General features: G+C 70.4%; 11 protein-coding genes and 1 riboswitch. Of the genes, 3 read left to right on the forward strand and 8 right to left on the reverse strand.

Translation table 11 applies throughout. The features are described 5' to 3' along the window. Window positions 1-39: 39 nt before the first annotated feature. From ASE76_RS05795 to ASE76_RS05810, 4 genes are all read right to left on the reverse strand, one after another. Window positions 40-624 carry an amino acid synthesis family protein gene (locus tag ASE76_RS05795; protein ID WP_055836130.1) on the reverse strand — a complete coding sequence of 195 codons (585 nt, stop codon included), beginning with the start codon at window positions 622-624 and terminating at the stop codon, window positions 40-42. 160 nt (window positions 625-784) lie between these two features. Further along, complete coding sequence (locus ASE76_RS05800) at window positions 785-1,426, reverse strand: amino acid synthesis family protein (RefSeq protein ID WP_055836135.1); 642 nt, start codon at window positions 1,424-1,426, stop codon at window positions 785-787. A gap of 21 nt (window positions 1,427-1,447) precedes the next feature. Next, on the reverse strand, window positions 1,448-2,380 hold the full coding sequence (locus ASE76_RS05805; RefSeq protein ID WP_055836138.1) for a UPF0280 family protein: 933 nt from the start codon (window positions 2,378-2,380) through the stop codon (window positions 1,448-1,450). 5 nt (window positions 2,381-2,385) lie between these two features. Then, entirely contained in the window at window positions 2,386-4,014 is a 1,629-nt protein-coding gene (locus ASE76_RS05810) for a hypothetical protein (RefSeq protein ID WP_055836141.1), read from the reverse strand. A gap of 394 nt (window positions 4,015-4,408) precedes the next feature. Here ASE76_RS05810 and ASE76_RS05815 point away from each other — a divergent pair, with 394 nt between their 5' ends. From ASE76_RS05815 to ASE76_RS05825, 3 genes are all read left to right on the forward strand, one after another. Then, complete coding sequence (locus ASE76_RS05815; RefSeq protein WP_055836144.1) at window positions 4,409-5,182, forward strand: ferredoxin--NADP reductase; 774 nt, start codon at window positions 4,409-4,411, stop codon at window positions 5,180-5,182. A 138-nt stretch (window positions 5,183-5,320) separates the two neighbouring features. After that, complete coding sequence (locus ASE76_RS05820; RefSeq protein ID WP_055836148.1) at window positions 5,321-6,001, forward strand: TetR/AcrR family transcriptional regulator; 681 nt, start codon at window positions 5,321-5,323, stop codon at window positions 5,999-6,001. A gap of 138 nt (window positions 6,002-6,139) precedes the next feature. Further along, window positions 6,140-7,336 (forward strand): amidohydrolase family protein, encoded by a 1,197-nt coding sequence (locus ASE76_RS05825; RefSeq protein ID WP_055836151.1) that lies wholly within the window; start codon window positions 6,140-6,142, stop codon window positions 7,334-7,336. Between the two features lie 241 nt (window positions 7,337-7,577). Here the strand turns inward: ASE76_RS05825 and ASE76_RS05830 are convergent, their stop codons facing one another. The 4 genes from ASE76_RS05830 to ASE76_RS05845 all read right to left on the reverse strand — a co-directional run bounded on the left by ASE76_RS05830 (window position 7,578) and on the right by ASE76_RS05845 (window position 13,631). Next, on the reverse strand, window positions 7,578-8,549 hold the full coding sequence (locus ASE76_RS05830; RefSeq protein ID WP_082448047.1) for a YihY/virulence factor BrkB family protein: 972 nt from the start codon (window positions 8,547-8,549) through the stop codon (window positions 7,578-7,580). Window positions 8,550-8,671: 122 nt separating this feature from the next. Next, a complete protein-coding gene (locus tag ASE76_RS21375; RefSeq protein WP_055836154.1) occupies window positions 8,672-9,523 on the reverse strand; it encodes a glycine zipper 2TM domain-containing protein in 852 nt (283 codons plus the stop codon). A gap of 146 nt (window positions 9,524-9,669) precedes the next feature. Further along, complete coding sequence (gene metH / locus ASE76_RS05840; protein ID WP_082448049.1) at window positions 9,670-12,435, reverse strand: methionine synthase; 2,766 nt, start codon at window positions 12,433-12,435, stop codon at window positions 9,670-9,672. Window positions 12,436-12,454: 19 nt separating this feature from the next. Beyond that, a riboswitch (S-adenosyl-L-homocysteine riboswitch) is annotated at window positions 12,455-12,538 on the reverse strand. Between the two features lie 61 nt (window positions 12,539-12,599). Continuing rightward, a complete protein-coding gene (locus ASE76_RS05845) occupies window positions 12,600-13,631 on the reverse strand; it encodes a tripartite tricarboxylate transporter substrate binding protein (protein WP_082448051.1) in 1,032 nt (343 codons plus the stop codon). Between the last annotated feature and the right edge of the window lie 243 nt (window positions 13,632-13,874).

Here is a 13,874-nt window from a genome sequence, read left to right on the forward strand (position 1 = left end):
GGGGGAGGGGGTGAATGCGGTGCAGTCTGCGGCGCGCGCTCAGCGCAGGCCGTCGGTGCCCTGGATCTCGTGGGCCTGCAGGCCGCCGATGCGCGGCAGCGGACGGCCGCTGTCGGTGACGACCACCGCCACCACGATCTCGGCGGCGCGGGGCGCGTCGGCCACGCGGGCCTCCATCGCATCGAAGTGGCTGCGGACGAAGGCGGCGTCCTTGTGGCCCAGCGGCACGTCGACCGCGGTGCCCAGGCCGCCCTGCTTCTTGGCCGACGGCACCAGGGCCGCGCCCTTCTCGACGGCGTGCCTCAGCGGCGCGCCCAGCTTGGGGTGCAGGATCGCGGCGGCATGCTCCAGCTCGCCGGCCTCGCCGACGATCGCGGCCTTGCCGTAGCTCTGCGCGGCGCCGGGCACGATGCCCAGCGCCTCGACGCACTTGCGGCCCAGCAGCGCGCCCAGCTCCTCGCCGATCGCGACCAGCTCGTCCAGGTTCTCGGAGTAGCGGCCGGCGTACGGGTTGGCGATCACCGCCATCGCCAGTGCGCGGCGGGTCGGCGGGTCGACGGGCCGGCCCATCTCGATGCGCACCTCGTCCACCTGGACGACGATTTTTCTAATGCTTGCTGTCATGGAGTCTCCTGGCACGGTTCGATTGAGAGGGGCGCAGTGGATGCGGTCCGCACGTTCGATACGTGGCGGACGCTGCCTGTTTCAGGGATACCGCGGAACCGGCTTTGCCGGGCCGCTGGTTTCGCCCCCTGGGGGGAAGCGCCGCAGGCGCATCGGGGGGTCATCTCAATCCATCCCACTGGGCGATGTTTTCTGCGCGCAGGCCGCCGACGCGGTCGTGCACGCGGTAGCCGGTGGTCATGGCCAGGACGAAGACGATCTCGTCGGATGCCGGCGCGCCGGGCACCCGCACCTCGATCGCGTCGAACTGACCGCGCACGTAGCTGGCGTTGATGTTGGTCAGCGGCACGTCGAGCGTTACGCCGGGCGGGCCGACCTTCTTGGTCGAGGGCACGATCGACAGCGCGTTGGCCGGCTGGCCCTTCTTCTCGACGATGGTGCCGCTGGCGTAGGCCGCGCGGTCGCCCTTCCAGCCGAGCAGCTCTCGCATCGCATAGCCGCCGGGCACGTGCCACAGCGCACCGTGCTCCAGCTCGCCGGCGGCGCCGACGATCGCGCCCTTGCCATAGGTGGCGATGCGGTCGACCGTCACGTCCATCGCGGCCAGCAGGCGGCGCGCCATGTCGAGGCCGACCGGCTGGAGCGCGTCCATCATCGGCAGGATGTCCTGCTCGTAGCGGCCGGCGTACGGGTTGGCCAGCACCGCGCAGACGAAGCCGCGGCGCAGCGGCACGCTTGCCGGCGGTCCGAACTCGTGGTGGATGTCTTCCACGTGGGTGAAGGTGCGTCGTATCTCGATCATGCTGGGAAATCCTGCCATTCGTTAAGCAAATACCGAACCAACCCGCAGCGCCGCGGGCCCTGCCGGCAGCGAGGGGGCAGGCTGCGCCGCACGCGCATTCTGCGCGACCACGAGCCGGCCCTGGCAGACCAACGCGGCCGCCCACAGGTGGCCGGCGTCGTGCAGCCGCCAGGCTTCCTGCAGGCCGGCGGCGAGCGCGCGGCGCACCGCGTCGGCACCCAGCGGCGGCACCTCGGCGGTGACCGGCAGGCGGCCCAGGTCGCTGTCGTCCTTCAGGTCGCACGCCGGGCGGCGCTGGATGCGGGCATCGTCGATGTTCACCGCATTGGCCACCAGGGTGGCGCAGGCGTCGGCCTCGGCCGCGGTGCGGGCCAGCACGGTGACGCTGTCGGCGATGCCGAGCGAGAAGCTGCGGCCACGCCAGCCGCTGGTGGCGATGCCGCGCACCGGCAGGGCGGCGTCGACGGTGAATTGGCCGTCGGTGGCGATGCCGTGCACGCCGGCCTGGGCCATCTCTTCGATACCGAAGCGCCCCACGTCGGCCACCAGGCCCACCCGCACCTGCGCGCCGGGCGCCAGGTGCAGCGCGATGTCGCCGCCGTTGTTGACCCAGGCGCGGTGGATGCCCGGCCGGTCGTAGCAGGCGACGACCTCCTGCGCCACGCTGCCGGCCACCGCCGCCATCGGCGTGAGGTAGACGGCCCGGTGCGGCGCGCAGGCGCTCCACATGCGGCGCGCCACCGGGCCCTGCACCGGGCAGTCGGCGCCGACCGGCCGCCGCAGCGCGGGCAACTCCGCGACCAGTTCGCCCAGCAGCGGCAGGAAGCGCTGCCAGGCCGCGGCATGCGCATCGGCCACGGCCGCGGCCTCGCCTTCGGCCCCGATGACCAGGTCGATCGGGCCGTGCTGGAAATGCCAGCGGCCGTCCGGGAGCGTCGCGCGGGAGGCGGCCACTGCGGTCAGCCCAGCAGCGGCGCGTGGCCCAGGGGCCAGGGATTGGCGGCCGGCTGCGGCACCCAGCGCAGGGTGCGCGGCGCGCCGTCGGTGTGCCAGCCGCCGGTGCGCAGCACCTGCTCCAGCGGCCGTACATGGTCCAGGTGGCCGCCGAGCAGGCCGTAGTCGTCGAGCGACATGCTGAATTCGATCGGGGCCACGATGGCGGGCGTGGGCACGGTGCCGAAGCTGTTGTCGGGCATGCGCGTCACGTCGGCCATCACGGTGATGCCGCCGCCGGGCCAGACATAGGCCGGCGCGCCGCCGCAGGTCACGTTGACCAGCGCCTGCTTGATCGCGCGGGTGAGCTGCACCGGGTTGTCGGTGACGCCCGCCCGCAGGCTGCCGCCGGCGCCGCCCAGGAACAGCACGGTGCAGAGCGAGGGCTCGCAGTTCTCGCCGATGCGCTCGACCACCGCGCGCACCTCGGCGGGCATCGGCTGCTCGACCGGCTGCAGCTGCGCATCGAGCACGTACCAGGCGGCATGTTCGCCGGTGGTGGAGGTCATCAGCAGGCGCAGGCCCGGCCAGGCGGTGCCGTCGTCCCAGCCCTCGATGATCGAGAGCGGCTCTGCGATGTCGGTGCCGCCCCATCCTGTGCCGGGATTGGCCACCTGGAAGTAGCGGCCAGGCGTCGATTTGCGGCCGAGCATCTTGATGCCCGACCTGCGCATGTCCAGGCAGCGGCCGGCCTGGTGCTCGGACAGCACGCCGGTGATGTGGTCGTCCACCACCACCACCTCGTCCACATGGCCGAGCAGCTGCTTGGCGAAGATGCCGATGGTGGCCGAGCCGCAGCCGACCCGCATCCGCTGCTCCTCCACCCCGTTGACGATGGGCGCGCGGCCGGCCTGCACCACGATCTGCGAGCCGCCGTCGATGGTGAGCTCCACCGCCTGCTTGTTGCCCAGCAGCTGCATCATCTCGGCGGTGATGCGGCCCTCCTTCTTGCTGCCGCCGGTGAGGTGGTGCACGCCGCCAAGGGACAGCATCTGCGAGCCGTACTCGGCCGTGGTCACATGGCCCACCACCTCGCCCTTGCAGCGGATGTTGGCCTGCTCGGGGCCGAGGAAACGGTCGGTGTCGATCTTCACCTTGAAGCTGCAGTAGCTGAAGATGCCTTCGGTGACGACCGTCACCATGTCGACGCCCTGCGCCTTCGACGACACGATGAAGGGCGCGGGCTTGTAGTCGGGGTAGGTGGTGGAGGAGCCGACGCCGGTGACGAAGACCTCGTCGGCGTGCAGCAGGTCGCCGCTCCAGGCGGCGGGCGCCAGGGCGGCGTCGCCCGCGCTCGTGCTGGCAGCGTCATCCGCACCGGGCGGCGCGAACGCCACCAGCTCGGCCTCGCCGGCGGCCAGCGTGCGGCGCAGCAGCACCACCGGGTCGACCCGCACCAAGGCACCGGCCTGGTTGGCGTAGCGGTCGCAGGCGCCGGTGCGGCCCTCCGATATCTGGCACAGCACCGGGCAGGCGTTGCACTCGATCTTGGGCACGGCGGGCCGGGCGCTGCGCGCGGCGGCGGCCTCCGGCGGGGGCGTCGGCACGGGCATGTCCATGCCGGGCAGGCCGTCGGTCTTGGTGTGTTCCGTCATGCGTGGGATCTCAGCTCGTGGGGCACCGGGGCGAATCGCGGTGCCGGCAAGTCGCCGCCGGCACCGCTTGAACACGCCTGTCATTTTGTGTAGCATTCACTACATCAAAATGTTGTGAGCGCTACATTTCGGGTCAATGTAGCGCATTCGTTCAGGAGCCGCAACCGGTGTTTTTCCGCACTTTTCCAGGGCGCCGCGCACGCACCGCGATGGCCCGCAACGGCCCCAATGCCTGGGTTCGGTGCATGCCCGGCCGATGCCCTACCATCGCGGTATCCGCGGCTGCCCTGCCGCTGGCCACCACGATGGACACCGGAGACAACCCGCTCTCGCCGCCAGGCCCCTACCGGGCCTGTCGGCTTTCCTCCATCCTTCAATCGCCCTTGCCACGACCATGAGTGCCTTCAACGAAGAACGCGTTCTCTCCGTCCACCACTGGACCGACCGCCTGTTCACCTTCACCACGACGCGCGACCCCTCGCTGCGCTTCTCCAACGGCCATTTCACGATGATCGGCCTGCGCGTCAACGACAAGCCGCTGCTGCGCGCCTACAGCATCGCCAGCGCCAACTACGAGGAGCACCTCGAGTTCCTGAGCATCAAGGTCGACAACGGCCCGCTCACCTCGCGGCTGCAGCACATCCAGGTGGGCGACACGATCATCGTGGGCCGCAAACCCACCGGCACACTGCTTACCGACTACACCCTGCCCGGCAAGCGCCTGTACCTGCTGGGCACCGGCACCGGCCTGGCACCCTTCCTGTCGATCATCCGTGACCCCGAGACCTACGAGAAGTTCGAGAAGGTGATCCTGGTCCACGGCGTGCGCCAGGTCGACGAGCTGGCCTACCACGACATGGTCACCGAGCACCTGCCGAACCACGAGTTCCTGGGCGACCTGGTGCGCAGCCAGCTGCTCTACTACCCCACGGTGACCCGCGAGAGCTACCGCAACATGGGCCGCATCACCGAGCTGATCGAGACCGGCAAGCTCGAGGCCGACCTGGGCCTGCCGCCGATCAACGCCGCCGAAGACCGGGTGATGCTCTGCGGCAGCCCGCACATGCTGACCGACCTGAAGCACCTGCTGGAGAGCCGCGGCTTCAAGGAAGGCAACACCTCCACCCCCGGCGACTTCGTCATCGAACGGGCCTTCGCCGAAAAATGAGGCCCCTCGGCTTCTCACTTCGCTGCGCTGCGTGTAGTTCGCCATCCCCCGGGGGGAAGGCTCGGCCGCCTGGGGGCGGCCCGGCGGCGGCCGTGAGGCCCCTCGGCTTCTCGCCTCGCTGCGCTGCACCCGGCTCGCATGGCTGAACGCAAGCCCGCCGCGAAGAAGACCGGCACCCGCGGCACCGGCGTGCGGGAGCTGGCCGCGCAGACCACGCGCGACAACATCCTGAAGGCGGCGACCAAGGTGTTCGCCCGCTACGGCTACGAGGGCGGCAGCGTCGAGAAGATCTCGAAGGCGGCCAAGTCCTTCGACCGGATGATCTACTACTACTTCGGCAGCAAGGAAGGCCTGTTCATCGCGGTGATCGAGACGATCTACAGCCGCATGAACGAGGCCGAGGCGGCGCTCGACATCCGGCTCGACACGCCGGTGGATTCGCTCAAGGCGGTGGTGCGCTTCGTGAGCGGCTACTACCGCAAGCACCCCGAGTTCGTCACCCTGCTCAACACCGAGAACCTGCACAAGGGCAAGCACATCTCCAAGTCGATGCGGGCGCGCGAATACTCGTCGCCGGCCGTCTCGGTGATCGCGCAGGTGCTGGAGAGCGGCGTGCGCGCCGGCGTCTTCCGGCACGACATGCAGGCGCGCGACCTCTACCTGCTGATCGCGTCGATGGGCTACTTCTACCAGTCCAACCGCTACACGCTGTCGGCCTTCCTGGGCGAGGAGATCGAGCAGCCCGAGGCCCTGGCCCATTGGGACGCCTTCATGATCGACGTGGTGCTGCGCGCGGTGGCACCGGCGCCGGCAGGCTAGCCGCGGCCCTGGCGCCGCGCCGGATGTCGCGCACGGCGCGGCACGCGGCTTGCATGCGGACGACGGTCTATGTAGTATCCACTACACCAAACCCATCCCCGCAGGGCGGCCCACCGCCCGCGCCCCCACGGAGCTTTCATGGCAGACATCACCACCAGCGCGACCTCCGGCAAGGTCGTCATCCAGAACATCGGCCTGCTGCTCTCGGGCGACATCGACCGGCCGGTCCTCGACGCCGACACCATCGTCGTGCAGGACGGCCTGATCACCGCGGTCGGCAAGTACAAGGACTGCGACGTCGAAGGCGCCAGGACCGTCATCGACTGCCGCCAGACCTGCGTGGCACCGGGCCTGATCGACAGCCACGTGCACCCGGTCTTCGGCGACTGGACGCCGCGCCAGGGCCAGATGGGCTGGATCGACTCCACCATGCACGGCGGGGTGACCACGATGATCTCGGCCGGCGAGGTGCACCTGCCCGGCCGGCCGAAGGACATCGTCGGCCTCAAGGCGCTGGCGATCACCGCGCAGCGCGCCTTCGACAACTTCCGGCCCGGCGGCGTGAAGGTGCTGGCCGGCGCGCCGATCATCGAGCGCGGCATGGTCGAGAGCGATTTCAAGGAGCTGGCCGAGGCCGGCGTGACCCTGCTCGGCGAGGTGGGCCTGGGCTCGGTCAAGGCGGGCTACGAGGCCAAGGAGATGGTGGGCTGGGCGCGCAAGTACGGCATCCAGAGCACGATCCACACCGGAGGCCCGTCGATTCCCGGCTCGGGCCTGATCGACAAGGACGTGGTGCTGGAGGCCGACGCCGACATCATCGGCCACATCAACGGCGGCCACACCTCGCTGCCCGAGGCGCACGTCTGCGAGCTGTGCGAGAAGTCGTCGCGCGCCATCGAGATCGTGCACAACGGCAACGAGCGCGTGGCCATCGCCGCCGCCCGTGCCGCGCTGGAGCTGAAGTGCCCGCACCGGGTGATCCTCGGCACCGACGGCCCCGCCGGCTCGGGCGTGCAGCCGCTGGGCATCCTGCGGATGGTGGCGATGCTGTCCTCGATCGCCAACATCCCGGCCGAGCTGGTGTTCTGCTTCGCGACCGGCAACACCGCGAAGATCCGCAATCTGAATTGCGGCCTGGTCGAAGTGGGCCGCGCCGCCGATTTCGTCTTCATGGACCGGGCGCAGCACTCGCCGGCGCCGGGTCTGCTGGAGAGCGTGCAGCTGGGCGACATCCCCGGCGTCGGCATGGTGATGATCGACGGCATCGTGCGTTGCGGCCGCAGCCGCAACACGCCGCCGGCTACCGAGATTCCGGTGGTGGTGGGTGCGCACTAGACGTGCGTTTGCTATGTAATCGATAGCATGGGGCCGGCGATCGGCGCCGGCCCCGGCTACTTTTCTTTCAAAAAAGCCTCGTTGGCATCGCCACCGTGCCTTGCTCCTTCCCCCTCTGGGGGAAGGTCGGGATGGGGGCCGCTGCCCTTTGCGCGCTGCTTTTCCAACCTGCCGGTCGCGGGCCCCCACCCCAACCCTCCCCCAGCGGGGGAGGGAAAGGGAACCATCGAGACCTGCTGCCTCAGGACACGGTCGGCCCGGCCGAGGCGTCGGTGGCCGCCACCGCCGCTTCGACCGCCTGCTCCTTCTCCCGCTCCCGCAGCGCCGCCTCCGCGGCCGCATCCGACAGCGCCCGCGCGCACCCGGCCGACAGCAGCAGGATCGCCGACGAGAAATAGATCCACATCAGCAGCACCACCAGCGAGCCGGCCGCGCCGTAGGCCGACACCAGCGCGGCCCGCGACAGGTACAGCGCCAGCACGTACTTGCCCACGGTGAACAGCGTGGCGCCGATCGCGCCGCCCATCACCATGTAGCGCAGCGAGGGCTTCGGGCCGGTCGAGAGCCGCATCATCCCCGCGAACAGCGCGGTGCAGAAGGCGAAGGCGATCAGCTGGTTCAGGATGCGCAGCAGCGGCTCCAGCGGCAGCCAGGCGCCGGCCCAGCCCGACACCACCTCCAGCACGGTGGTGATGACCAGCGACACCATCAGCAGGAAACCGAAGGCCAGGATGTAGCCCACGCCGCGCAGCCGCAGCGAGGCGGCGTACCACCACTTGCTGGGCGGCGCCGGTGGCCGGCCCTGCTGCCAGACCCGCTCGAAGGCCGACTGCAGTTCGGCGAACACGCCGGTCGCACCGAACAGCAGCAGCGCGAACGCGATGGCCGAGGCCACGATGCCGTCGGACGGCTTCTGCGCGCTGGCCAGCGCCTGCCGCACGCCGTCGGCACCCCGCGGGCCGATGACGGCGGTGATCTGGTCGAGCAGCTCGGTCTCGACATAGCTGCGGTCCAGCCACCAGCCCAGCACCGCCACCAGCAGCACCAGCAAGGGCGCCAGGCTCAGCACGCCGTAGAACGACATCGCCGCGCTCATGCGCAGGCCGTCGGCATCCATCCAGAGCTGGAACGCCCGCACGCCGGGCTGTGCCGGCCGCAGGGCGCGGGTGCCCAGCGCATGGGCACGGTCGAAGGCAGGGTGGGAGAAAGGCATGGCGCACGGGCCGGGCGGGGCCGGCATCGAAAGGGATGCGCCGACCTTAGCCGAGAGCCGCTACCCGCCGGGTAGGCGTGTGCCGCAAACCGGGCCCGCTGCGCCGCGGGCCTTCCGGCGCGTCAGTACTGGCCGGTGGTGGAATAGCTGCCCTGGGGCTGCGACACGTTGCGGTAGTAGGGATCGTTCGACGAGTAGGTGGCGCCCTGGCCCAGACGGAAGCCGCGGCCCTCCAGCGTGACACGTTCGCCGACCGGCACCGCCTGGGACCGCTCGAAGGTGCGGGTGGAGCCGTCGTCCATCCGCACCCGCACCTGGTAGGCGGTGACGGTGCGGGTGCGCTGCTCGACCGTGTGGCCCAGGTAGCCGCCACCCACCGCGCCGAGCACCGTGGCCGCGGCACGGCCCGAGCCGCCGCCGACCTGGTTGCCGAGCACGCCGCCCAGCACGCCACCGGCCAGGGCGCCGACGCCGAGGCCCGCGACGCCCGGGATCGGCGCACTGCGCTGCACCGGCGTGACCGATTCGATGCGGCCGCAGGTCGTGCAGACCTGGGCGACCGGCATCGGCGTCTGCGGGTAGCTGGGCGAGTAGGCCGGCTGCTGCTGGTAGCCGCCGGCGGGGGCGGCCGGTGCGCGCACGACCGGTGCCGGGGCAGTGCGAACCGGTGCAGGGGCCTGTGCGACCGGGGCGAGCGCCGTGGCGGGCGGCGCGGTCACGGCGGCCGCGGTGTTGCGGGGCGGCTCGACCAGGTCGTCGCGGGCGTTCGGCGTGCCCGCCATGCCGGGTGCGGCGGCGCTGGCCGTCACCGCGGTGGGGGCCGCCGCCGTGTCGCTGCGCAGGTTCTGGTAGGCCAGGGTGCCGCCGAGCGCCACCACGGCCGCACCCAGCGCGCCGATGGCGATCCACAGGGGCTTCAGGGCCGGCTGCGACGGGCCGGTGTGGGGGGTCAGGGTGTCGGGGGCGGTGTTCATGGCTTTTCCTCGTATCGAAACCGGTGTTCCAGATGAAACGCTCGGCATGTGGTCAAGGTACACAGCGCAAGGCAACGGCCGGTAGTCGCTTTGTAAGGCGCGGTAAGCGGCACCGCCCCCGTCACAGGGCGGGCCGGTTCATCTGCTCACAGATTGGGGGCCAGAAGCCGCTCCAGCAGGGCGGCGTCCATTCCCCGGCGGGCGGCCTGGTCCTGCAGCTGGTCTTCGCCGATCTTGCCGACGTTGAAGTAGGTGCTGCCCGGATGCGCAAGATAGAAGCCGCTGACGCTGGCGGCCGGCGTCATCGCCAGCGAGTCGGTCAGGCCCATGCCGATGTCGTCGCAGCCGAGCGCGGCGAACATGTCGCGCTTGACGCTGTGGTCGGGGCAGGCCGGGTAGCCGGGCGCGGGGCGGATGCCGCGGTACTTCTCGGCGATCATGTCCTCGGCGCTCAGGGCCTCGCCGGCGGCGTAGCCCCACAGGTCCTTGCGCACCCGCTCGTGCAGGTACTCGGCGAAGGCCTCGGCCAGCCGGTCGGCCAGGGCCTTGAGCATGATGCCGGAGTAGTCGTCCAGGTCGTCCTGGAAGAACTTCTCCTTCTTCTCGACGCCGATGCCGGCGGTCACCGCGAACATGCCGACGTAGTCCTTCAGCCCGCTCTCGCGCGGCGCGACGAAGTCGGCCAGGCAGCGGCTCGGCCGCATGACGCCCTCGATCGCCTGCTTCTCGGTCTGCTGGCGCATGCCGTACCAGGTGAGCGCCGGCTCCAGCCGGTTCTCGTCGGTGTAGAGCACGATGTCGTCGGCGCGCTCGGTGTTGGCCGGCCAGAAGCCGACCACCGCGTTGGCCTGCAGCCAGCGGCCCTCGATCAGGCGCTTGAGCATCCGCTGGCCGTCGGCGTAGACGCGCACCGCCTCGGTCCCGACGACCTCGTCCTTCAGGATCGCGGGGAACGGGCCGGCCAGGTCCCAGGTCTGGAAGAAAGGGCCCCAGTCGATGTACTTGGCCAGCTCGGTCAGGTCGAAGTTCTTGAACAGCCGGCGGCCGAGGAACTTGGGCACCGGCGGGGTGTAGGCCGCCCAGTCGACCGGCGTCCTGTTGGCGCGCGCCTTGGCCAGCGGCCACATCGGCGTCTGCTTGCGGTTGGCGTGCTGCGCCCGCACCTTCTCGTAGTCTGCGTTGATCTCGTCGATGTACTGCGCCGCCTGGTCGGAGAGCAGGTTCTGCGCGACGCCCACGCTGCGCGAGGCGTCCGGCACGTAGACGACGGGGCCTTCGTAGTGCGGCGCGATCTTGACCGCGGTGTGCACCCGGCTGGTGGTGGCGCCGCCGATCAGCAGCGGGATCTTCCTGATGCGGAAATGGTCGTCGCGCTGCATTTCGCCGGCCACGTACTGCATCTCCTCCAGGCTCGGCGTGATCAGCCCCGACAGGCCGACGATGTCGGCGCCCTCGACCTTGGCGCGCGCCAGGATCTCGTGGCAGGGCACCATCACGCCCATGTTCACCACTTCGAAGTTGTTGCACTGGAGCACGACGGTGACGATGTTCTTGCCGATGTCGTGCACGTCGCCCTTGACGGTGGCGATGATGATCTTGCCCTTGGTGCGCACGTCGCGGCCGGCGGCCTCGTCGCGCAGCTTTTCTTCCTCGATGTAGGGCAGCAGGTGGGCGACGGCCTGCTTCATCACCCGCGCCGACTTGACCACCTGCGGCAGGAACATCTTGCCCGCGCCGAACAGATCGCCGACCACGTTCATGCCGTCCATCAGCGGGCCTTCGATCACATGCAGCGGACGGCCGCCGGTGGCGAGGATCTCGCGGTAGGCCTCCTCGGTGTCGTCGACGATGAAGTCGGTGATGCCGTGCACCATGGCGTGCGCCAGGCGTTGGCCCACCGCCACCGGCGCCTCGGGCGTGCCGCGCCATTCGAGCTTCTTGCTCTCGTCCTTGGCGCCGCTCTTGGCGGTCTCGGCGATCTCGACCAGGCGCTCGCCGGCGTCGGGCCGGCGGTTGAGCACCACGTCCTCGACCCGCTCGCGCAGCACCGGCTCCAGGTCGTCGTAGACGCCCACCATGCCGGCGTTGACGATGCCCATGTCCATGCCCGCCTTGATCGCGTGGTACAGGAACACGGTGTGGATGGCCTCGCGCACCGGGTCGTTGCCGCGGAACGAGAAGCTGACGTTCGAGACACCTCCCGAGATCTTCGCGCCCGGCAGGTGCTGCTTGATCCAGCGCACCGCCTCGATGAAATCGACCGCGTAGTTGTTGTGCTCCTCGATGCCGGTGGCCACCGCGAAGATGTTGGGGTCGAAGATGATGTCCTCGGGCGGGAAGCCCACCTCGTCGACCAGCACCCGGTAGGCGCGCTCGCAGATCTCGATCTTGCGGGCGAAGGTGTCGGCCTGGCCCTGCTCGTCGAAGGCCATCACCACCGCCGCCGCGCCGTAGCGCCGCACGAGGCGTGCCTCGTGCTTGAATTTCTCGACCCCCTCCTTCATGCTGATCGAGTTGACGATGCCCTTGCCCTGGATGCAGCGCAGGCCGGCCTCGATCACCTCCCACTTCGAGCTGTCGACCATGATCGGCACCCGGGCGATGTCGGGCTCGGACGCGATCAGGTTCAGGAAGCGCACCATGGCGGCCTTGCTGTCGAGCATCGCCTCGTCCATGTTGATGTCGATCACCTGGGCGCCGTTCTCGACCTGCTGCCGCGCGACCGACAGCGCCTGGTCGTACTCGCCGTTGAGGATCATCCGGGCGAAGGCCTTGGAGCCGGTGACGTTGGTGCGCTCTCCCACGTTGACGAACAGCGTGCCGTCGCCGATCGACACCGGCTCCAGGCCGGAGAGCTTCATCGGGGGCACGGCGGCAGGGGCGGGAACGGAGGCGGAAGGAACGGACGGCATGGGCTCACCTGTGGGGCGGATCAGGTGAGCGTCGTTGCGAAGGAAGATGCGGCCCGAGCCTGACGGCACTGGGACACAGGCCGCTGCAACGCTCCTCGGGGAGCGGGGATTTTACGTGCGGCGGGTGCAGAGCGGGGCGCGGGCCCGGCCCGTCGTTCCGACGCTCACTCCAGCCGCGCGCCCGATTGCCGCACCAGGCTTTCCCAGACCGGCACCTCGGCGGCGTAGGCGGCGGCGAACTGCTGCGGCGTGCTGGCCTTGCGCTCGAAACCCATCGCGGCGATGCGGGCCGCCACGTCGGGCTGCTCGCTGGCCAGGCGGACCTCCTCGGCCCAGCGCTGCACGATGGGCGCCGGCGTGCCGGCGGGCGCGGCCATCGCCAGCCAGCCGGCGATGCGGTAGGCCGGGTCGGTCAGGCCCTGCTCGGCCAGCGTCGGCACCTGCGGCAGCGCGGACATGCGGCGGTCGCCGGTGGTGCCGATCACCTTGATCCGGCCGGCCTCGATGTGCGGCCTGGCCTGCAGCACGCTGGCGTAGGCCATCTGGATCTGGCCGCCGATCAGGTCCTGCATCATCGGCGCCTCGCCCTTGTAGGCGATGTGCGCCATGTCGGCCTGCTGGGTCAGGCTCATGTGGGCGCCGGCCAGGTGCGGGTAGGCGCCCACGCCCCAGGAGCCGTAGCTGAGCTTGCCCTTGTTCGCCTTGGCGTAGGCCAGCAGCTCGGGCCCCGTGTTGGCGGGCACGCCCGGGTGCACCACCAGCAGCACCGGCGCCACCGCGATCTGCGTGACCATCACCAGGTCGCGGCGCGGGTCGTAGGGCAGCTTCTCGTACAGGAACATGTTGGTCAGCAGCGACTGGCTGAGCGTCAGCACCACCGTGTGGCCGTCCGGCGCGGCCTTGGCGACCGCGTCGGTACCCAGGATCGCCGAGGCGCCGGGCTTGTTGTCCACCACCACCGGCTGGCCCAGGCGCGGCGCCATCTTCTCGGCCAGCACCCGCGCCAGCACGTCGGTCGCGCCGCCAGGCGGGTAGGGCACGACGATGCGCAACGGCTTGTTGGGGAAGCCCCCGGTGGTGGGCGCCGCGGCGGTCTGGGCCAGCGCCCAGGGCGCGCAGAACAGGGCGGGCAGGGCGGCCAGCAGCGTGCGGCGGGCTGGCGGCGGCGTGCCGCGGTTCGGGCAGGGGCGGGTCATGGCGGTGTCTCCGTTGTGGTTGTGCGGACCATTCTTGAGAAGCGCCCGGGGCAGCGCTGTCGCCTTGGGAACATCGACCCGTGCGGGTGCAGGGGCTTTGGGCCGGGCAGGGCGCCGTGGCGCTCCGGCAGGCGCCGAGATGCATGTTGGGCGGCTTGATGCGGCACGCGACGCACTCTGGGCGAACTCACGAAGAAAAGTGCCGCTGGCCGGCGCGGATCGACGGCCATCAGCTATGAAAAA

Source organism: Xylophilus sp. Leaf220 (genome assembly GCF_001421705.1).
Taxonomy (GTDB): Bacteria; Pseudomonadota; Gammaproteobacteria; order Burkholderiales; family Burkholderiaceae_C; genus Xylophilus.

Excerpts from the sequence above, each read along its gene's own strand:
- ASE76_RS05795 (WP_055836130.1), bottom strand. The coding sequence starts at position 624 with ATGACAGCAAGCATTAGAAAAATCGTCGTCCAGGTGGACGAGGTGCGC.
- ASE76_RS05800 (WP_055836135.1), bottom strand. The coding sequence starts at position 1,426 with ATGATCGAGATACGACGCACCTTCACCCACGTGGAAGACATCCACCAC.
- ASE76_RS05810 (WP_055836141.1), bottom strand. The coding sequence starts at position 4,014 with ATGACGGAACACACCAAGACCGACGGCCTGCCCGGCATGGACATGCCC.
- ASE76_RS05815 (WP_055836144.1), top strand. The coding sequence starts at position 4,409 with ATGAGTGCCTTCAACGAAGAACGCGTTCTCTCCGTCCACCACTGGACC.
- ASE76_RS05820 (WP_055836148.1), top strand. The coding sequence starts at position 5,321 with ATGGCTGAACGCAAGCCCGCCGCGAAGAAGACCGGCACCCGCGGCACC.
- ASE76_RS05825 (WP_055836151.1), top strand. The coding sequence starts at position 6,140 with ATGGCAGACATCACCACCAGCGCGACCTCCGGCAAGGTCGTCATCCAG.
- ASE76_RS05830 (WP_082448047.1), bottom strand. The coding sequence starts at position 8,549 with ATGCCTTTCTCCCACCCTGCCTTCGACCGTGCCCATGCGCTGGGCACC.
- ASE76_RS21375 (WP_055836154.1), bottom strand. The coding sequence starts at position 9,523 with ATGAACACCGCCCCCGACACCCTGACCCCCCACACCGGCCCGTCGCAG.
- metH (WP_082448049.1), bottom strand. The coding sequence starts at position 12,435 with ATGCCGTCCGTTCCTTCCGCCTCCGTTCCCGCCCCTGCCGCCGTGCCC.
- ASE76_RS05845 (WP_082448051.1), bottom strand. The coding sequence starts at position 13,631 with ATGACCCGCCCCTGCCCGAACCGCGGCACGCCGCCGCCAGCCCGCCGC.